Genomic DNA, 18894 nt, shown 5'->3' with positions numbered 1-18894 from the left:
CCTACCTAGGCTTCGGCCGGTTCCTCGTACTTGGGGAACACCGGAGAAGGTGCCGGCAGGGGCGTTCCGGCGACGATGGGCGTGGTGAGCGCCGCGAACTGGCGGGCTTCACCCTCGGGCTGGCCGAGGGTATCGAGCAGAGCGGCCATGGCACGGGGCATCACCGGCTGCGCCAGGATGGACACAATCCGCAGCACTTCCAGGGTGACGAACAGTACGGTATTCATGCGGCCGACGTCGGTCTTCCGCAGCACCCACGGTGCCTGTTCCGCGAAGTAGGCGTTGGTGTCACCCAGCACGCCCCAGATCGCTTCGAGGGCGCGGCTGAACTCCTGCTTTTCGAAGGCTGCCCTGGCGGTCTCCAGGAGCCCGTTGGCCTGAGCCAGGATCGTGGTGTCTTCAGCAGTGAACGCTCCCGGTACCGGGACCTTGCCTTCGCAGTTTTTCGCCACCATGGACAGTGACCGTTGTGCGAGGTTGCCGAAGTTGTTGGCGAGGTCGGAGTTCATGCGCCCCACGATGGCCTCGTGGTTGTAGCTGCCGTCGGCACCGAACGGGACCTCGCGGAGGAAGAAGAAGCGGACCTGGTCAAGGCCGTACTGTGCCACAAAATCTGCAGGGGCCACCACGTTGCCCAGCGACTTGGACATCTTCACACCGTTGTTGTGGAGGAAGCCATGGATCATGACCCGCTTGGGCAGCTCAAGGCCGGCGCTCATGAGGAACGCGGGCCAGTAGATGGCGTGGAACCGGGAGATGTCCTTCCCGATGACGTGGACGTCCGCAGGCCAGAACTTGCGGAAGGACTCGGACTCGATGTCCGGGTATCCGACGCCGGTCAGGTAGTTGGTCAGTGCATCCACCCACACGTACATCACGTGCTTGTCGTTTCCGGGCACCGGGACGCCCCAGTCAAAGGTGGTGCGGCTGATGGAAAGGTCTTCGAGTCCGCGGCGGACGAAGCTGATGACCTCGTTGAAGCGGGACTGCGGCGCTCCGAATTCGGGCCGGGCCTCATACAGTGCAAGCAGGCGGTCCTGGTAGGCGGACAGCCGGAAGAAGTAGCTCTCTTCCGCCGTCCAGGTGACTTCGGTGTCCGTCTCTTTCGAGTAGCGCACGCCGTCGTCCTTAACTACGGTGTCATCTTCCACGTAGAACGCTTCGTCCCGAACCGAATACCAGCCCTCGTACTTGGACAGGTAGATGTCGCCGTTGGCTTCCATCTTCTTCCAGATGGCCTGCGACGCCGCGTAGTGGTCAGCATCCGTGGTGCGGATGAAGCGGTCGTACGTGATACCCAGCGCGGCGTGTGCCGCCTTGTACACCTCGGCGTTGCGGTCCACCAGCTCCTTGGGCGTGATGCCCTCCTTCTCGGCCGCCTGGGCAATCTTCATGCCGTGCTCGTCGGTGCCCGTCAGGAACATCACCTCGTGCCCGTCCAGCCGCTTGAAGCGGGCCATGGCATCGGTGGCAATGTACTCGTAGGCGTGCCCGATGTGGGGCACGCCATTCGGGTACGTGATGGCCGTGGTGATGTAGAACGGGGATTTCTCTGAAGCAGTCACGTGCGGACGGTACTTTCGGTGCGAAGGGGCAGGCTAGATGAGTTCAGTCAGCGTATCGCTCAGGCGGACCAGTTCATGGTCGTGCGAAGCGACCAGCACCGCGATGCCGTCCGAGGTGGTGTCCTTGAGGATGCTGATAATGCGGTTCGCGGACGCCCTGTCGAGGCTGGCGGTGGGTTCATCCACCACCAGCACGCGGGTGCCCAGGATCAGGGCACGGGCGATCGCCACGCGCTGGCGTTCACCGCCGGAGAGCTGGGCGGGGCGGTGACGCATGCGCCGGCCGAGGCCCACCAGGTCCAGGAGGTCCTTGGCCATGTCACGGCGCTGGTCCACCTCGCCGTCGGGCACAGCGGGCAGCAGGACGTTTTCCAGGGCGCTCATGCCGTCGATCAGGGCGCCGCCCTGGTCCACATAACCGATCAGGGCACGACGGCGGTCGGCGATTTCGTCGTCGCCCATGCTTTCGAGCGAATCACCTTCCCAGAAAACGCGGCCCGACGTCGGCAGCGTCAGGCCGGCTCCGACCGTCAGGATGCTGGTCTTGCCGGAGCCGCTTCGGCCCGCGACACAGTGCATCTCGCCGGCGTGCAGGGTGAGGTCGAAGCCCTCCACCACGCTGACCGCTTCGGCACCGCCCTTACCGCCGCCGTAGCGGATGGTGATATCGCTCAATTCCAGCGGGGTCCCGTGGTCCGCGGACTTGACGATGGTGTTGGCGCGGGTCTGCAGGGGTGTCTCAGCGGAGCCGGACCTCCGGCTCCGGTGAACATTCGTCTGGTTTGTCATTGGACCACTTTCGTTGCAATCGGTATCCAGCAAAGTACAGCCACAAGTCCGGCAACGCCGGCCCACAGTGCGGCATAGGGGGCGAGCAGCAGGCCGATGCCCAGGGCGCCCAGGACGCCCAGCGGAAGCGCCACCGTGCCCACGAGGGCGTTTTCGAACAGGCGGACCTGCCGGAGCATGTCCGGGTTCCAGCCCATCGCTTCAAGGATGCCCAGGTACTGGCGCTTGGCGTTGAGCTCAAACCTGCCTGTCACCAGGGTCAGTGTCAGCCCAACGGCGACGCCGGCCAGGGCCAGCAGCATGCTGGGCAGGGCGACGCTGGCCGCGGCCAGGCCGCTCAGCGCGCTGGCGCCGGCAGCACGTGGGATGTCGATCAGCAGGGCTACCAGTCCACCCACCGCAGCTCCGAACACGCCCACTGCCACAGCGAGTGACAAGGTGTTGAACTTGTTGGTGCTGAGTTGGCGGTTGGCGAACGTCAGCGGTGAATCGACGGGGATCAGCCGTTCGTCATGCTGTGGTTCCTGGTCAATTTCGTCCCGGTGCCGCAGCTGCTGCGCCGCGAAGACGGCTGCCGCTGCGTAGAGGGCCAGGACTGCGGCGGACACGACCGCTGTGGTCAGGCTCCAGCTCACCAGGCTCAACACGATCCCGGCGGCCGCGAGCAGGGCCGCACCGACACCGAACTCTTCCAGCACCCAGGACCGGATCCGCCGCTGGGTCCAGCCCATGGCACGCAGAGTGCCGGCTTCGCGTCTGCGTTTCCGGATGTAGCTGACGGTGGAGGCACCGGTCAGCAGTGCCGCGCCGCACAGGGTCAGGAACAGCAGGGTGACGTTGGTTCCGGTCAGCGAACCCGAGACGGCGTCGGCGGCGTTCTGGCGCACCCAGGACTGTTTGACCGTGCCCAGCGCGGATTCCTTGCCGGCGTCGTCCTTCGAATACCCCGGGACCAAAATGTTGGCGTCCTCACGGGCCGAGCCCGCAACCACGGTTGCTTCCAGGCCCATCTCGCGGATCTCGGCGGCGAGCTTCTCGACCTCCGGCTGGGCTTCCTTCCAGCTGCCCGGGGCCTTGGCCCGGACCCGGACGGCGTCGATCACGGCGGCGTTGCTCTTGTAGCCGCGGGCTGCGGCGAGGCCGTAGAAGTCGGTGATCGCACCGGCGGACTGGCTGGCCAGCCCCGTGGCGCTGAGCGACGGCTTGAGGTCCGTGGCGGCCACGGCCTTGCCGTTGGCATCCTTCGTGAGGGTCAGCGGCGTCGGATCGTAGCCCCCGAGCGGGAGGCGGTTGACGTCACCGGCGGCAGCGCCGACGGCGGCGGGGTCGAACGTGCCGTACACCATGGCCAACGGAGCTGCGAGCTTCTCCCCCGTGGCCAGGTCCTCGCGGTAGGACCTTTCATCAACGGGCGCCCGCTGGGTCTGGTCCACCGGGGCGCCGCTGGCGCTCTTCTCCGGCAGCCTGTTCACGGTCACCCAGTCGCCCGGGGTAGCCGTCTTCTGGACAGCGCCGTTGGAAGCTGCGTCGCCGTCGGTGTACTTGGGCGCCGCGGCAAAGTCCGTGCTCCAGGTGGCCGGCGTGTACAGGCCCTGGTTGAAGTTGCTCTGTGGGCCCAGAAGCGATGAATGGTCGGTGGAACCGGGCCAGGACAGGGCGAAGGGGTCCTTGGACACGAAGGGCAGGTAGTCCTTGCCCAGTGACCGGGTAGCCGTGCCAACGTCCTTGACCACCTTGCCGGCCGCGTCGATCTCTTCGATCTTGACGTTGTACTTCAAGTCAAGGGACGTTCCGGAGCGCACAATCAGCGGGATGCCCTGGGAGTCCGCGGTGAGCTGGCCCGTGCGCTTGGCCTGCTGGTACTGGGTCATCAGCGGGGCCCAGTACTTGAGCTTGACGCCCAGGAAATCGGGACCGTCCTGGAGTTCCTGCATGCTGATGCCGTTGGTGAAGAGGCTTTCGAAGTGCCGGCCGATCGCCCCGGCGTTGCGGGCGTCGGCGGGCGGAGCCTTCTCCAGGGGTGCGAGGAAGTCGCCGGCGGAGCCAAGCAGAGCCCGCTCAGCCACAGGGTCGACGGCGACGACGGACTCGGTCACCTCGGGTGACAGGGGCAGGGACACGGACAGGTTGAAGAGGTTGTGCTCGGAGCCGCCGGCCGGGGCCGGGAACTTGATGCCGGTCTCGCCTGCCGGTGCTGCGATCCGGATGCTGGGGCCGCCGGCCGTCTGCTCCTGGACGAGCTTGGCTTTGCCCAGCGAACCTTCGGCGGAGGACTTGAAGAGCACCTGTTCGGAGACGCCGTCGGAACTGACTGCACTGGCGGTGAGGCGGTACTTCTTTGGGGTGTCACTCAGGACAGATTCGGCCGCGGGCCACTTCGCGGGGTCAGTCGCGCCGGCCGCCTGATCGGCGGTGGCGGTGCCGGCCAGGCCGGCGTTGTAGCCCAGGAAGTCCATGGCATCGAGGCGCGGCGCTTCCAGGTTCTGCGTCACGCGGGACACCAGGCTGATGGGGGCGGCAACGGAGGTTCCGGACAGCTTCCGGATGGCGTCGAGCTGGTCGAAACCGATGCCCCCTCCGCCGTTGGCGATCTCCGGCTGCATCAGCGCGGAGGACCCTGCCTTGGCTTGCACGAGGACGTCGTAGAGTCCGCGAGAGTTCTCATCCACCGTCCTCTTGAGGGCTGCTTGTGACTGGCCTTGGACGAGGACCGACAAGCACATGGCTGCGATCAAGATGGCCGCGGTCAACAGCAGCACTTTGCTTCTGATGAACCTCTGGACGGCGTTCATTGGGCTCCCTGAAACCTGGATTGCGTGCGCACACCACGGTCCGCGGGCGGCGGACATCGTGGATTTTCAGCTGGGTGGTGTGCAAAAATTATTGGCCGGTCTGCCGGCGCTGTCCTGAAACAGGACCTAGCCATTGTACGCAGACCGGCCAATCATACGTGGCCGGGCCAAGCTCCGGTCACGCGTTGTTCACTTTGGTGATGCTCCTAATCTTCCAAATCGACTTCGCGGACCATCTCGGCGCCGATGCCTGCCTTGATGGCGTCCAGCACTTGCTGCGGCACGGCCGAGTCGATGGTCAGCAGGGCGAGGACCTGGCCGCCCTCGGCCTGGCGGGCAACCTGCATGCCGGCGATGTTGATGTTGTTCATGCCCAGGATGTGGCCGATGGTACCGATCACACCAGGCCGGTCGGCGTAGGAAACCACCACGAGGTGTTCGCTGATGGGGATCTCGACGTCGTAGCCGTTGATGCCGACCAGTTTCTGGACCTGCTTGGGGCCGGTCAGTGTACCGGCGACAGAAATCTGCGTCCCGTCGCTGAGGGCTCCACGCAGGGTGAGGAGGTTACGGTAGGACTCCGTGTCCGGCGTGGTGATCAGCCGGACGTTGATGCCCCGCTGCTCGGCGATGACCGGGGCGTTGACGTAGGACACCTGTTCGGTCACGATGTCCGCGAAGACGCCCTTGAGTGCCGCAAGTTCCAGGACCTTGACGTCCAGGGAGGCGATTTCGCCAGCTACTTCAACATCGAACTGGGTCAGGGAGGCATGCGTGAGTGCGGTGAAGATCCGGCCCAGCTTTTCGATCAGCGGGATGCCGGGGCGCACGTCCGGGGCGATGACGCCGCCGGCGACGTTGACGGCGTCGGGCACCAGTTCACCGGCGAGGGCCAGGCGCACGGACTTGGCCACCGAGACGCCCGCCTTCTCCTGGGCTTCGTCGGTGGAGGCACCCAGATGCGGGGTGACCACCACGTTGTCCATCTCGAAGAACGGCAGGTCGGTGCTGGGTTCCTTGACGAAGACGTCCACTCCGGCGCCGGCGATCTCGCCGTCCTTCAGCGCGGCGTGGAGGGCTTCCTCGTCTACCAGGCCGCCACGGGCGACGTTGATGACGTAGGCCGTCTTCTTCATCTTCTTGAACGCGTCGGCCCCGAGCATGCCCACCGTCTCGGGCGTCTTGGGCATGTGGATGGTGATGAAGTCCGACTGTGCCAGCAGTTCGTCCAAGGTGACCAGCTGTACGCCCAGCTGGGCGGCGCGGGCGGACGTGATGTAGGGATCGTAGGCGAGGATCTTGGTGTCGAACCCCTTCAGGCGGGCCGCCACGAGTGCGCCGATCCTGCCCAGGCCGATGATGCCGACCTTCTTCTCGTACAGTTCGATGCCGGTGTACTTGGACCGCTTCCATTCGCCCTCTTTGAGGGCGGCGCTGGCCTGCGGGATGTGGCGGGCCAGGCTCAGGATGTGGCCCACCGTCAGTTCGGCAGCGGAAACGATGTTCGACGTGGGGGCGTTAACAACCATCACACCGGCCTGGGTAGCAGCCTTGATGTCAACGTTGTCCAGGCCCACGCCTGCACGGGCGATGACTTTGAGGTTCTTGGCTGCGGCAATGGCTTCGGCATCCACCTGGGTGGCGGAACGGACCAGGATGGCGTCCACGTCCACGATGGCGGACAGCAGCTGGGAGCGGTCGGAGCCGTCAGTCTGGCGGATTTCGAAGTCCGGGCCCAGGGCCTCGACGGTGGCGGGTGAAAGTTCTTCGGCGAGCAGTACTACGGGTTTTGACACGGGTGATCCTCTGCGTTGCAGTCCTTGGGATGGAACAAGTCTAGGCGTACGGAAAGGCCGGGCTCACATTGTTAAGTGAACCCGGCCTCACGAGGGCACCCTGCAGGGCGCCTGCAGTGCAGCCTTAGCGGGCTGCTGAGCCTTCTACGTAGTCAGCGTCCTGCTGCTGCCAGGCGAACAGGGAGCGCAGCTCGCGGCCAACTTCCTCGATGGGGTGCTGTTCGGCCTTGGCACGCAGCGCCTTGAACTCGACAGCGCCGTTGTCCTGGTCCTCGATGAACCGCTTGGCGAAGGCGCCGCTCTGGATGTCCGCGAGGACAGCCTTCATGTTTTCCTTCACCTCGGGGGTGATGACGCGCGGTCCGGAAACGTAGTCGCCGTATTCGGCCGTGTCCGAGACGCTCCAGCGCTGCTTGGCGATGCCGCCCTCCCACATGAGGTCAACGATGAGCTTGAGCTCGTGCAGTACCTCGAAGTAAGCGATCTGCGGCTGGTAGCCGGCTTCGGTCAGGGTTTCGAAGCCGTACTGGACCAGCTGGGACACGCCGCCGCAGAGGACGGACTGCTCGCCGAACAGGTCGGTTTCGGTCTCTTCAGTGAAGGTGGTCTTGATGACGCCTGCACGGGTGCCGCCGATGGCCTTGGCGTAGGACTTGGCCAGCTCCCAGGCGGAACCGGACGCGTCCTGCTCGACGGCGATGATGTCCGGGATGCCACGGCCGGCTTCGAACTCGCGGCGCACGGTGTGGCCCGGAGCCTTCGGAGCGATCAGGATGACGTCGACGCCCTCGGGGGCTTCGATGTAGCCGAAGCGGATGTTGAAGCCGTGCGCGAAGGCCAGGGCCTTGCCGGCGGTCAGCTTGTCCTTGATGGAGTCGTTGTAGATGGCGCGCTGGTGCTGGTCCGGTGCCAGGATCATGATGACGTCGGCCCATTCGGCGGCGTCGGCGACGGTCTTGACCGTGAAGCCTGCATCCTGTGCCTTGGCGATCGAGGACGAGCCTTCCTTGAGGGCGATAACAACTTCAACGCCGGAGTCGCGCAGGTTCAGCGCGTGGGCGTGGCCCTGGGAGCCATAGCCGACGATGGCAACCTTGCGGCCCTGGATGATGGACAGGTCGGCGTCGTCGTCGTAAAACATTTCAGTCACTTGCGTAACTCCTTTTGAGTGGTTTCTTTGGTGTAAAAACTTGCTGCGGTACTGCTCGGGCGCCGGGAGCGGCCTAGGCTGTGCCTTTAGGCTGTGCTTTACGCGGAGCGTAGGGCCCGATCACTCATGGAGCGGGATCCCCGTCCAACGGCCAGGGTGCCGGACTGCACAATTTCGCGGACGCCGAAGGGCTCAAGCACTGAAAGCAGTGCCGTGAGCTTTTCGGGATGGCCTGTTGCTTCAATGACCACTGAGTCTGTGGAGACGTCAACCACTGAAGCGCGGAACAGGTCTGCAGCCTGGGTCACCTGCAGACGAGTTGCGGCATCCGCACGTACCTTGACCAGGATGTGGTCGCGCTGTACGGAAGATTCGGGGGTGAGCTCAACAATCTTGATCACGTTGACCAGTTTATTGAGCTGCTTGGTGACCTGTTCAATGAGGTCACCGTCGGCGTCGACGACGACGGTCATCCGGGACATGCCCGGAACCTCCGTCGGGCCCACGGCAAGGGAGTTGATGTTAAAGGCACGGCGGGCGAACAGGCTCGCGACGCGCGTGAGTACACCGGGCTTGTCTTCAACCAGAACGGACAGTGTGTGGCGGGTCATGTTCAGTCCTCCTCTTCCCATACCGGGGTCATGTTGCGGGCAACCTGGATCTGGTCGTTGCTTACGCCGGCGGGCACCATCGGCCACACCATGGAGTCGGGGCTCACCACGAAGTCGATGACCACGGGACGGTCATTGATCTCGAGGGCCTTCTGGATGGTCGCGTCGATGTCCTCGTCCCGCTCACAACGGAACGAAGCGCAGCCGTACGCGTCGGCCAACTTGACGAAGTCCGGGATCCGGACGGTCTCGTGGCCGGTGTTCAGGTCGGTGTTGGAGTAGCGGCCCTCGTAGAAGAGGGTCTGCCACTGGCGCACCATGCCCAGCGAGGAGTTGTTGATGACGGCAACCTTGATGGGGATCTTGTTGATCGCGCAAGTGGCCAGTTCCTGGTTGGTCATCTGGAAGCAGCCGTCGCCGTCGATCGCCCAGACCACGCGGTCCGGCTCCCCCACCTTGGCACCCATGGCGGCAGGAACGGCATAACCCATGGTGCCGGCACCGCCGGAGTTCAGCCAGGCATGCGGGCGCTCGTATTTGATGAACTGAGCGGCCCACATCTGGTGCTGGCCCACGCCGGCAACATAGACGCCTTCAGGACCGGTCAGTGCACCGATGCGCTCAATGACGCGCTGCGGGGCGGTGAGGCCGTCTTCCGGCTCGGTCCAGCCCAGCGGGTAGGTTTCCTTGAGGTTGTTCAGGAAGGCCCACCACGTAGTGAGGTCGGGGGTGCCTGTTGTCTCGAACTGTGACCGGATGGCCTCGGAAAGTTCGGGGATGATCTCCTTGACCGAGCCCACGATGGGCACGTCGGCTGTGCGGTTCTTCGAGATTTCCGCGGGATCGATGTCGGCGTGGATCACCTTGGCATTCGGAGCGAACGTCTTCAGCACGCCCGTGACGCGGTCGTCGAAGCGTGCGCCGAGCGTGATCAGGAGATCCGACTGCTGCAGCGCAGTGACGGCCGAGACCGTGCCGTGCATGCCGGGCATGCCCACGTGCTGCGGGTGGGAGTCCGGAAAGACTCCACGGGCCATCAGGGTGGTGACAACGGGGGCGCCGGTCAGCTCGGCAAGTTCGCGGAGTTCGGCCGAAGCGTGGGCCTTGACCACACCGCCGCCCACGTACAGGACCGGCTTGGTGGCTGCGGCGATCAGCTTCGCGGCCTCGCGGACCTGCTTGTTGTGGCCGCGGGTCACCGGCCGGTAGCCGGGGAGGTCGATTTTCGGTGGCCAGGAAAACGTCATCTTGCCCTGCTGGGCATCCTTGGCCACGTCCACCAGCACCGGACCGGGACGTCCCGTGGAGGCCAGGTGGAACGCTTCGGCCATCACATGCGGGATGTCGTTGGGGTCCGTCACCAGGAACGAGTGCTTGGTGATGGGCATGGTGATGCCCACAATGTCGGCTTCCTGGAATGCGTCGGTGCCGATCACACCGCTGGACACCTGGCCGGTAATGGCCACCAGCGGCACGGAGTCCATGTGGGCATCCATGATGGCGGTAACGAGGTTGGTGGCACCGGGGCCGGAGGTGGCGATGCAGACGCCCACCCGCCCGGTAACCATGGCATAGCCTTGCGCGGCGTGGCCGGCTCCCTGTTCGTGACGGACCAGGACGTGATTCATCCTGGAGGCCATCAAGGGGTCATAGGTAGGCAGGATCGCGCCACCGGGCAAACCAAAAATATCGTCCACGCCGAGTTCTTCGAGCGAGCGGACAATAGCTTCTGAGCCGGTCATCACCGTTGGGGGTACAACGTTGTTCGGCCCAAGGACAGGAGAGACGGCGGCAACATCAGTGACGGAAACGGCGTGGTCAGCCGTTCGGTCGGCACGTTCCGGAGCCTTGGGGGCTCCAGCGGACTTGGTAGCCATCAGCGAGGGGCTGATCGGCGATCCTTTGCTCATCGGACTCTTCCTTGTGGATCTTTTGTTATCTCGAACTGCGGAAAATAAAAAAACCCCTCAGCCTGTGGGCTCTTCGAGGGGTTGCGCGTGACGGTACGTTTACCAGTCGGGCTATGCTGCCACGCGCTTGGTAAGGACGACGACTGCTGTTGCAGCGGCGCAGCTCATAACGTTTGCGATCATGCGTTCAGTTTTCCCTCTGGGTGAGATGCATGTCAACGAGGGTGGTGCACATCTCACCATGTGGACTCCATTGTCCACTAATTGGTCGTTCTCCCCAACTGACTCGCAGTTAACGCCCCCAAATGGGCTTTTCGCGACGTTATCTGCCAGTCAGTTGGGAAGGCGTCAGCCGCAGTAGGCGCCGGTCGAGGCACTGTGCACCAGCTTGGCGTACTTGGCGAGCACACCCTTAGTGAATTTGGCCGGCAGTGGCTCCCAGCCCTCCTTGCGGGCCTCGAGCTCGGCGTCGTCCACCAGGAGGTCGAACGAACGCGCCGCGATGTCCACACGGATCCGGTCGCCGTCCCGGACAAAGGCGATGGGGCCGCCGTCGGCCGCTTCCGGCGCGACGTGGCCGATGCAGAGTCCGGTGGTCCCGCCGGAGAAGCGGCCGTCAGTCAGCAGCAGGACGTCCTTGCCCAGCCCGGCGCCCTTGATGGCACCGGTGATGGCGAGCATTTCGCGCATGCCCGGGCCGCCCTTGGGGCCTTCGTACCGGATGACGACGACGTCACCGGCCTTGATCTTGCCGTGGTCCAGTGCATCCAGGGCGCCCTGCTCACGTTCGAACACCCGCGCGGTGCCTTCGAAGACGTCGGCGTCGAAGCCGGCGCTCTTGACCACGGCGCCTTCAGGGGCCATGGAACCATGCAGGATGGTGATGCCGCCGGTCTTGTGAATCGGATTGTCCATGGCGCGCAGGATCTTACCGTCCAGATCCGGCGGATTGATCGCCGCGAGGTTTTCCGCGACGGTCTTGCCGGTGACGGTGAGGCAGTCGCCGTGCAGCAGGCCGGCGTCGAGCAGTGCCCGCATGATGACAGGCACACCACCGATCCTGTCGACGTCGGTCATCACGTAGCGGCCGAACGGCTTCAGGTCGCCCAGGTGCGGGATCCTGTCGCCGATCCGGTTGAAGTCATCCAGGGTCAGCTCCACCTCGGCCTCACGGGCGATGGCGAGCAGGTGCAGGACAGCGTTGGTGGAGCCGCCGAAGGCCATGGTCACGGCAATGGCGTTCTCGAAGGCCTCCTTGGTCAGGATGTCGCGGGCGGTGATGCCCAGGCGGAGCAGGTTAACCACTGCTTCTCCGGACTTGCGGGCGAATTCATCACGACGGCGGTCTGCCGACGGCGGTGCGGCGGATCCGGGGAGCGACATCCCCAGGGCCTCGCCGATGCAGGCCATGGTGTTGGCCGTGTACATGCCGCCGCAGGCGCCTTCGCCGGGGCAGATGGCCTTTTCGATACGGGTGAGGTCTGCCATGCTCATCTTGCCGGCCGCGCAGGCACCCACAGCCTCGAAGGCGTCAATCAGGGTGACTTCCTTTTCAGAGCCGTCCTCGAGCTTGACCCAACCCGGCATGATGGAGCCCGCGTAAAGGAATACGCTGGCGAGGTCCAGGCGGGCTGCTGCCATCAGCATGCCCGGCAGGGATTTGTCACATCCGGCCAGGAGAACGGAGCCGTCAATCCGCTCGGCCTGCATGACGGTTTCCACGGAGTCGGCGATCACTTCACGGGAGACCAGGGAGAAGTGCATGCCCTCGTGGCCCATCGAGATGCCGTCGGACACGGAGATGGTGCCGAACTGCATCGGAAAGCCGCCGCCGGCGAAGACGCCTTCCTTGGCGCCCTGGGCCAGCCGGTTCAGGGACAGGTTGCACGGGGTGATTTCGTTCCACGAACTCGCGACGCCGATCTGCGGCTTCGCGAAGTCGTCATCGCCCATGCCCACGGCACGGAACATGCCACGCGCCGGCGCGGCGTGGATACCGTCGGTGACGACCCGGCTGCGGGGCTTGATATCAGGCTTGTTCTCAGTTGTCGCTTGGGCATCGGCACTCATGGCTCAAAGTCTAGGGCTCTGATGCTGTTTCGGAAGACCCTGCAGCTCCGTTTTTGGGCTATTTCCGGAATCGTTCGATCACATAGAGGGACTCGCGTTTCAAAACCTGGGATGGCGCGGGCTGCGACTGCCGGTGGGATGGCCGCACGCGGTGTACGGAGTCCAGTTCCGGCGTGGCTCTGCCCGCCGTGGCCCTGTTACGACCTAGACAGTGCCGTTCGCACCCACGTACCGTCGGTGACACGGCAACCATGCCATCCGGACTGAAAGGCCCCGCTATGGATTTTGTCTTCTGGATCATCGCGATCGTAGTGATTGTCGGCATTGTGTGGTGGCTGCTGAACCGCAGCAACTCCGCGAACAAGGGCAGCGCTCCCGGTGGGGACGGCGTGCCTTCCCGCCGGGCCGAAGGCGGCTTGTCCGGGGGCAGTGCTGCGGCCTCGGCGGAAGCCGCCGGCACTGCAGGCCTTCCCGGCGCTGCAGGTTTCGGCAGCCCGTCGGAACCCGTTCCCCCGACCACGGCCGACGACGACCTGGAGCGGTCCGGAACGGTCGGTCGCCGGGAACCTGCCAGTTCACCCGGCTCTGTCGGCGAAAAGACAGCCGGCTTCGAATCCGGGCCCGCCAACGAATTCCAGGCGGCCGAGCCCTTGGAGCCCCAGGAGACCCTGCCTTCCGCAGAGACCTTTGCTGCTGAACCCCTGACGGCCCAGGAGCCCATGGCCTCCCGGGAAACCGAGGCGCTATCGGAGCCCGCCGCACCCCACGAGGCCGCGGCCGGAGCGGATGCCTACAGCGGTGCGGCACCCACAGGTGGTGCGGCATCCACGGGAGGCGCAGGACCCACAAGCGGCGCGGCATCCACGGGCAGCCGGGCGGAGGACGAGTGGGAAACTCAGTGGTCAGAAACTGATGGGTCCGCGCATCCGGGCCACTCGGCCACAACCAGGCCGGCCGGAGCTGCGGCAGCCGGCGCGGCGGCAGCTGGTGCCTCAGCCGCGGCCGCCACGCCGCTGGCCGAAGCGTCGGCTCCAGCTGCCGTCCCGGAGGCCACCGAGAGCGCCCACTACATGCATCACGCCGAGTACACCGATCCCCACGCTCCCACGCTTCCCGGCGCCGAAACGGCAGCTGCGGACGACCTGACGGAAAATCTGCCCGACGGCCCGAACGCTGATGAAACCGCGATGGCCGGCCAGGAAGCATACGAAGGGGATGCCCGGCCGGCCGCGCAGGCAGCGTCGCCCGCCGGCTTCTCCGCCCCGGCGTCCGAGCCAAGCGGCCACCTCGCCGCGGAGGAGCCCTACGGTGCCGGCTCGGCCTCGCCGGGCCCGGACGGCAGCGGCCCCGCTGAATACGCGGTGAAGGCCAACGCCGGCACGATGGTCTACTACGAGGAAGGGCATCCGGACTATGAGCAGACCGCGGCAGACGTCTGGTTCGAGTCGGCGGCCCACGCGGAGGCAGCCGGATTCCGGGCTCCCCGGCGGAACCGCCTCTGACCACAGCCAAATGCCGGCCCGGGCGTTCCGGGCCGGCGGACTCCCCAGCGGCGCCATGGCACTATGTCTGGCAGTGCTTCTGTCCGGCTGCACGGGGAGCGGACAAGATGCCCCGATGGGGAGCAGCGCGGGGACGGGGAACAGCGCGGGGATGGGGAGCGCCGCGGGCCGCGGGACCGGCAGCGCGGTCCCGGCTGCTGCACCGAAAATCCTGAAGCGCCTTGACCTGCAGCTCACTATTCCCTGGGCAGCCGTATTTCTGCCGAACGGCACGGCCATCATCTCCGAGCGGGACTCTGCGCTTCTCAAGGCAGTGAAGGATGGCCGCGCCACGACGCTGGGCCAGGTCCCCGGGGTCAGCCCCGGCGGGGAAGGCGGCCTGCTGGGCCTTGCCCTCTCCCCCGGCTTCGCCACCGACAGCTACCTGTACATGTACTACACCTCGTCCCAGGACAACCGCATCGCCCGCGTCAAGCTGACGGAGGCGCCCGGCGGGTCCCTGACCTTTGATGACCCGCAGGTGATTTTCACCGGCATTCCCAAAGCTTCAACCCACAACGGCGGCAGAATCCGGTTTGGGCCGGACGGTTTCCTCTACGTTGGAACCGGCGACTCCCAGCGCCGGGAGCAGCCGCAGGACCCCGACGCGCTGGGCGGGAAGATCCTCAGAATCACTCCGGACGGACAGCCCGCCCCTGGCAACCCCTTCGGCAACGTCGTCTATAGCCTCGGGCACAGGAATGTCCAGGGACTGGCCTGGGACAGCGGAGGGCGCCTGTGGGCCAGCGAATTCGGTCCGGACGTGGATGACGAGCTCAACCTCATCGTGCCGGGCGGAAATTACGGGTGGCCCGAGGTCACCGGGGCGCCACACCGCACCGGGTACCTCGATGCCAAGGTCGTGTGGCCGTCCACGGCGGATTCTTCACCCAGCGGCCTGGAGATTGCCGGTTCGACGGCCTACCTGGGAGCCCTCCGCGGGCAGCGCCTCTGGACCGTCGCCCTCAGCGGCGAGGACGCCGGCCCTCCTGTGGCCTATTTCACAGGAGAGTACGGGAGGATCCGGGACGTCATCCGAACCCCCGACGGCGGATTTTGGCTGCTCACCAACAACCAAAACCCTGATTTTGTGCTGGTTCTGGCCCCATCCGGCTGACCGTCCCCGGTTCCACCCGCTCGATTTCACATGCACCGGAAGTTCGTGTAGAGTTTCATGTCGTTGCGGAGATCAACGGGGAAACAAAAAGCCACGAAGATCACCGCAAAGAGATGCACCTCTAGCTCAATTGGCAGAGCAATTGACTCTTAATCAATGGGTTCCGGGTTCAAGTCCCGGGGGGTGCACCAAAGGAAACCCCGTCTTTACAAGCCGAACGGCATGTGAAGGCGGGGTTTTGTTTTCCGCGTTTGCGACCGAAGTGTCACTTTGGGGAGCACGCGGATCCTGCTGCGCGAAGCGGTGGACCGACTCGTTCCGCAACCCCCTAGGCCGTCCTGGCCACCAGCCGGGCGCCAATGCGGGCGCTGGAGTCCCCCAGGCTCAGCCGTCCTTCAGCGACTCCGACGACCAGATCGAAGGCGTCATCCCTACTGAAGTCGTGCCGGTAGCCGTTCAGCCACAGGAACAGCACCATCAGTGTCCAGGAGGTCCGCTTGGTGCCGTCCACGAGCGGATGGTTCCGCGCCGCCGATTCGAGCAGTACGGCAGCTTTGAGCCCCAGGTCGCGCGCCATCAGGTAGAGAACCTTGCCGACCCGTATCGTGTTAAAGATGTGTCCGCGATGGATCTTCGCCGGGTCTTCCCCTAATGTGAGTTTGAGGATGATCCAGACCGCCGTGATTGGTACTCTGTCGGGTTCTTCGTCCACGCGGCAAGTTCCGCCGCATATTCTGCGCGCTGGTACCGGAGATTCTCCGCTTCCCACCGCTCCTGCTTCTTGTTCTCGCGCTCCTCTATCTTTGGACGATTGGCGGCGGGCGTGTTCGGCTGCCTGGTTCTGTCCTTTAATTTTGGCCACACGTTCGGCGCCTGTTTCGTCGTCCCACCAACCCATTAGTCTCCTGTCCCCCATGGCCGTGTGCCCCGCGGGAGCACAATTTGCCACTCGGGGTTCATCTTGATGCCGACGTCGGGCAGGTCCGCGGCGGCGAACATGGACATGGTCTTGATTCCGGCACCCATGAGCTTTGCCCGGCGGGCCCGGTTCATCCGGCGCACCAGCATCAGATCATCGGCGCTTTCCATCTCAGCCTTGCAGTCGGCGCATTTGAGGCAGGGCGTCCAGCGCGGGTCACCCCCGGAAGGAAGGCAGGGATCAAAGAAGGTGCCCTGGTAGCTCACATCGAACCCATCCCGGAGCGCCTGGATGGGTTCCCTGTGTCCGGCCTTGAGCCCTGCCCGGTCGAAAGTAAGCGGGGGTGCGATACGGGCCGGCTATGACAATTCAACTAACAAAGCTGCCACATGAGGATACTATGCAGACATCACCAAGCCGGTTGTCCGGCGGGGACGCCTACACTGATGGCTTTGGGGGATCACAGTGAAGCAAAAAACAGCAATCACCGCTGTTGTCATCGCGGTGCTGGTACTCGCCGTGACGGCTGTGCTCTTTGCGGTCCGGGCTGCCGAAGACAGGGTTACTGCAGATGTTGTCGCCCGGGTCGATCGCTTCGCCATCCCTGCCGACTGGAAGAAAGAGTCGGACATTGTCCGGCCCGAGCGCTTACTATGCATGAGTCCCAACCCGTGCCCCAGCATCTCCAAGCGCTGGGATGCAGGCAAAACAATCAGCCTTGACGAACTCAAGTCAGTGGTCTCAAAGGTCGACTTTGAGATGAAGATCGAAAAGAACTGCCAGCGGCGGGGCGAGGCAATCGGCCCGACGACGACTTGCCAGGCCACAGGGAATGACGGGGACTATTACTACATCCTGAACGTCACCAGTCCCGATCCAAACGAACCGGACATTGTCGTGCTCACCGTTCAGCCCCAGCAATAGATCCTCGCTAAAACCCTGCCGAAAGTTCATCTAGTCAGTGGATAAATATCCGGTACCCTGAGAGCATTCAGGCCGCACACGCGACCTTGAGCCGCAGAAGCCTTCCAAGGCTTTGGTTACTGCCTGGGGCTGTTTCTTTTATCCCCGACATCTGCCAACGCAACATTCACCAACAAAAAACCGGCACCACCGCGCGGACTCCGCAGGTGCAATGCCGGTAATCTTCCCCGAATCGGCCAGAGTCCGATCCAATAGTTCTAGCCGAGCGGGGGGCCGTCCACCAGGGCACGGGTTGCCGGCGAGGAGAACTGACTGGCCAGCTCGCGGACAACAGCCTGGAGCTCATGCCGCAGAAGTTCAGGATCGATGGTGGCCGCGGCCAGTACCGAACGCTCCATCTCGACGGCGGCGTCCGCCGCTTCCCGGCCGCTGTCAGTAAGGGATACCACCTGGCTGCGCCGGTCGGAGGTGCTGCGCACCCTTGCGATGTGGCCGTGGGCCTCCAGCCGCGTGAGCGTCTTTCCCATGGTCTGTGCCTGCACCCGTACAAACTGTGCGAGCTGGGCCTGCGTCATGGGGCCCTGGGCCGCAAGCACCTCAATGGCAATGACACCTGCATGCGTCAGGCCGATGGCGCTGAGCTTTTCATTCCAGGAGTGTTCCACGAGGCGCGCGGCAGTGGACAGTAAACGCCCTGTGGGCCAGCGATCCATGTCAGGCATACCTGCAAGTATAGCTACGGCTGGCTAGCACCGATTCCCGATGCTTACTAGGGTGGGATGTCCCGCTTGCAACAAGGAGATCAACATTGGCTGAAAAACTTTTGCCCGGTGCAGTGGCGCCCGGCTTCACTTTGAAGGATTCGACCGGTCAGGACGTAAGCCTGGCTTCCGGCCCGGCCGCAGGCACCATTGTCTTTTTCTACCCGGCAGCTTCCACCCCCGGCTGCACCACACAGGCGTGCGACTTCCGCGACAATCTGGCCTCCTTCACGGCCGCCGGCTACCGCGTCCTGGGCGTCTCCCCCGATTCGGTCGAAAAGCTGGCCACGTTTGCCGCCAACGAAGACCTCAGTTTCCCGCTCCTTTCAGACGCGGACCATGCTGTGGCAGAGGCGTACGGGGCATGGGGCGAAAAGAAGAACTACGGCCGGACCTATGAGGGGCTGATCCGCTCCACCATCGTGATCGATCCCGACGGCAAAGTGGCATTGGCCCAATACAACGTCCGAGCCACCGGACACGTGGCAAAACTGCGGCGCGACCTCAAACTGGACGCGTAGCGCAGACTTTCCTGCGCTGACGCCACGGCACCGGGGCTGACAGAACCGGCACCCGGCCGACGCTACAATGGGTACTGGCATCCGCCGTCGTACGTTTTGTCCCCATCCCGGTCCGCTGGTTGGAGCAGGAACTACGTCAGCTGCCACGCGCGAGTGGTGAAATTGGCAGACACGCAGGATTTAGGTTCCTGTGCCTTCGGGCGTGGGGGTTCAAGTCCCCCCTTGCGCACACATACACAGAGTTCCCGGGCCCCGCGGCCCGGGAACTCTGCATTTAACCCCGCGACTCAACGACGAGCATTGATTGAAGAAGTCTTTTCATTCCACCCATCCATTCCGGAACTCCGCCCGAATACCCCATGAGACACCAGCCCAGGGCAGGTGCCCGACAGTCGGAACAGGTCACGCATCAGGCTCCACGCCTGCGG

General features: G+C 64.5%; 15 protein-coding genes, 2 tRNA genes and 1 pseudogene. 7 read left to right on the top strand and 11 right to left on the bottom strand.

Features of this window, described 5'->3' with window-relative positions; translation table 11 throughout:
* Positions 1-5: 5 nt before the first annotated feature.
* The 3 genes from metG to NQJ30_RS03535 are packed head-to-tail and all read right to left on the bottom strand — an operon-like array spanning position 6 to position 5146.
* Entirely contained in the window at positions 6-1565 is a 1560-nt protein-coding gene (metG, locus tag NQJ30_RS03545; protein ID WP_255768346.1) for a methionine--tRNA ligase, read from the bottom strand.
* Positions 1566-1598: 33 nt separating this feature from the next.
* Positions 1599-2354 (bottom strand): ABC transporter ATP-binding protein, encoded by a 756-nt coding sequence (locus NQJ30_RS03540; RefSeq protein WP_255768345.1) that lies wholly within the window; start codon positions 2352-2354, stop codon positions 1599-1601.
* Positions 2351-5146 carry an ABC transporter permease gene (locus NQJ30_RS03535; RefSeq protein WP_255768344.1) on the bottom strand — a complete coding sequence of 932 codons (2796 nt, stop codon included), beginning with the start codon at positions 5144-5146 and terminating at the stop codon, positions 2351-2353. Before NQJ30_RS03535 ends, NQJ30_RS03540 begins: the two co-directional genes overlap by 4 nt.
* Between NQJ30_RS03535 and NQJ30_RS03530 the strand changes: the two genes are divergently transcribed.
* The gene (locus NQJ30_RS03530; RefSeq protein WP_255768427.1) at positions 5076-5264 is read left to right on the top strand and encodes a hypothetical protein; all 189 of its coding nucleotides are present in this window, start codon (positions 5076-5078) and stop codon (positions 5262-5264) included. The two genes, NQJ30_RS03535 and NQJ30_RS03530, sit on opposite strands and share 71 nt — an antisense overlap.
* An 88-nt stretch (positions 5265-5352) precedes the next feature.
* Here NQJ30_RS03530 and serA read toward each other — a convergent pair whose 3' ends face one another.
* The 5 genes and pseudogenes from serA to ilvD form a co-directional block, all read right to left on the bottom strand.
* Positions 5353-6942, bottom strand: coding sequence for a phosphoglycerate dehydrogenase (gene serA / locus NQJ30_RS03525; protein WP_255768343.1), 1590 nt, complete (start codon positions 6940-6942; stop codon positions 5353-5355).
* A 124-nt stretch (positions 6943-7066) separates the two neighbouring features.
* Positions 7067-8119 (bottom strand): annotated as a pseudogene (gene ilvC / locus NQJ30_RS03520) (ketol-acid reductoisomerase); the annotation flags it as partial.
* A gap of 71 nt (positions 8120-8190) precedes the next feature.
* Positions 8191-8703: an acetolactate synthase small subunit gene (gene ilvN, locus NQJ30_RS03515; RefSeq protein WP_255768342.1), complete on the bottom strand. Its 513-nt coding sequence runs from the start codon at positions 8701-8703 to the stop codon at positions 8191-8193.
* Positions 8704-8705: 2 nt separating this feature from the next.
* Positions 8706-10613: an acetolactate synthase large subunit gene (locus NQJ30_RS03510; RefSeq protein WP_255768341.1), complete on the bottom strand. Its 1908-nt coding sequence runs from the start codon at positions 10611-10613 to the stop codon at positions 8706-8708.
* Between the two features lie 348 nt (positions 10614-10961).
* Positions 10962-12683, bottom strand: a complete 1722-nt coding sequence (ilvD, locus tag NQJ30_RS03505) for a dihydroxy-acid dehydratase (RefSeq protein ID WP_255768340.1) — start codon at positions 12681-12683, stop codon at positions 10962-10964.
* 278 nt (positions 12684-12961) lie between these two features.
* On the opposite strand from ilvD, the gene NQJ30_RS03500 reads away from it, so the two are divergent.
* The 3 genes from NQJ30_RS03500 (at position 12962) to NQJ30_RS03490 (ending at position 15532) form a co-directional block, all read left to right on the top strand.
* Positions 12962-14185 (top strand): sunset domain-containing protein, encoded by a 1224-nt coding sequence (locus NQJ30_RS03500; RefSeq protein WP_255768339.1) that lies wholly within the window; start codon positions 12962-12964, stop codon positions 14183-14185.
* A 10-nt stretch (positions 14186-14195) separates the two neighbouring features.
* Complete coding sequence (locus tag NQJ30_RS03495) at positions 14196-15341, top strand: PQQ-dependent sugar dehydrogenase (RefSeq protein ID WP_255768338.1); 1146 nt, start codon at positions 14196-14198, stop codon at positions 15339-15341.
* 115 nt (positions 15342-15456) lie between these two features.
* Positions 15457-15532 (top strand) — tRNA-Lys (locus tag NQJ30_RS03490).
* Positions 15533-15669: 137 nt separating this feature from the next.
* Here NQJ30_RS03490 and NQJ30_RS19030 read toward each other — a convergent pair.
* A complete protein-coding gene (locus NQJ30_RS19030; RefSeq protein WP_255768337.1) occupies positions 15670-16053 on the bottom strand; it encodes a type II toxin-antitoxin system death-on-curing family toxin in 384 nt (127 codons plus the stop codon).
* A gap of 185 nt (positions 16054-16238) precedes the next feature.
* Complete coding sequence (locus tag NQJ30_RS03480) at positions 16239-16430, bottom strand: hypothetical protein (protein ID WP_255768336.1); 192 nt, start codon at positions 16428-16430, stop codon at positions 16239-16241.
* Positions 16431-16725: 295 nt separating this feature from the next.
* Here NQJ30_RS03480 and NQJ30_RS03475 point away from each other — a divergent pair, with 295 nt between their 5' ends.
* Complete coding sequence (locus NQJ30_RS03475; protein ID WP_255768334.1) at positions 16726-17184, top strand: hypothetical protein; 459 nt, start codon at positions 16726-16728, stop codon at positions 17182-17184.
* Positions 17185-17441: 257 nt separating this feature from the next.
* Here the strand turns inward: NQJ30_RS03475 and NQJ30_RS03470 are convergent, their stop codons facing one another.
* Positions 17442-17897, bottom strand: coding sequence for a MarR family winged helix-turn-helix transcriptional regulator (locus NQJ30_RS03470; RefSeq protein ID WP_255768418.1), 456 nt, complete (start codon positions 17895-17897; stop codon positions 17442-17444).
* A 95-nt stretch (positions 17898-17992) separates the two neighbouring features.
* Here NQJ30_RS03470 and bcp point away from each other — a divergent pair, with 95 nt between their 5' ends.
* Both bcp and NQJ30_RS03460 read left to right on the top strand, forming a co-directional pair.
* Positions 17993-18466, top strand: coding sequence for a thioredoxin-dependent thiol peroxidase (gene bcp / locus NQJ30_RS03465; RefSeq protein ID WP_255768333.1), 474 nt, complete (start codon positions 17993-17995; stop codon positions 18464-18466).
* 147 nt (positions 18467-18613) lie between these two features.
* A tRNA-Leu gene (locus tag NQJ30_RS03460) sits at positions 18614-18695 on the top strand.
* The last annotated feature ends 199 nt before the right edge of the window (positions 18696-18894 follow it).

The sequence above is a fragment of the Pseudarthrobacter sulfonivorans genome, assembly GCF_024391045.1.
GTDB lineage: Bacteria > Actinomycetota > Actinomycetes > Actinomycetales > Micrococcaceae > Arthrobacter > Arthrobacter sulfonivorans_B.
The sequence above is the reverse complement of the archived record's forward strand: the minus strand, read 5'-3'. Positions and strand labels throughout refer to the sequence as shown.

Coding starts and splice junctions, on each gene's coding strand:
- NQJ30_RS03540 (WP_255768345.1), bottom strand. CDS start 2,354: ATGACAAACCAGACGAATGTTCACCGGAGCCGGAGGTCCGGCTCCGCT.
- NQJ30_RS03530 (WP_255768427.1), top strand. CDS start 5,076: ATGGCTGCGATCAAGATGGCCGCGGTCAACAGCAGCACTTTGCTTCTG.
- NQJ30_RS03535 (WP_255768344.1), bottom strand. CDS start 5,146: ATGAACGCCGTCCAGAGGTTCATCAGAAGCAAAGTGCTGCTGTTGACC.
- ilvN (WP_255768342.1), bottom strand. CDS start 8,703: ATGACCCGCCACACACTGTCCGTTCTGGTTGAAGACAAGCCCGGTGTA.
- NQJ30_RS03510 (WP_255768341.1), bottom strand. CDS start 10,613: ATGAGCAAAGGATCGCCGATCAGCCCCTCGCTGATGGCTACCAAGTCC.
- ilvD (WP_255768340.1), bottom strand. CDS start 12,683: ATGAGTGCCGATGCCCAAGCGACAACTGAGAACAAGCCTGATATCAAG.
- NQJ30_RS03500 (WP_255768339.1), top strand. CDS start 12,962: ATGGATTTTGTCTTCTGGATCATCGCGATCGTAGTGATTGTCGGCATT.
- NQJ30_RS03495 (WP_255768338.1), top strand. CDS start 14,196: ATGCCGGCCCGGGCGTTCCGGGCCGGCGGACTCCCCAGCGGCGCCATG.
- NQJ30_RS03480 (WP_255768336.1), bottom strand. CDS start 16,430: ATGGAAAGCGCCGATGATCTGATGCTGGTGCGCCGGATGAACCGGGCC.
- NQJ30_RS03470 (WP_255768418.1), bottom strand. CDS start 17,897: ATGGATCGCTGGCCCACAGGGCGTTTACTGTCCACTGCCGCGCGCCTC.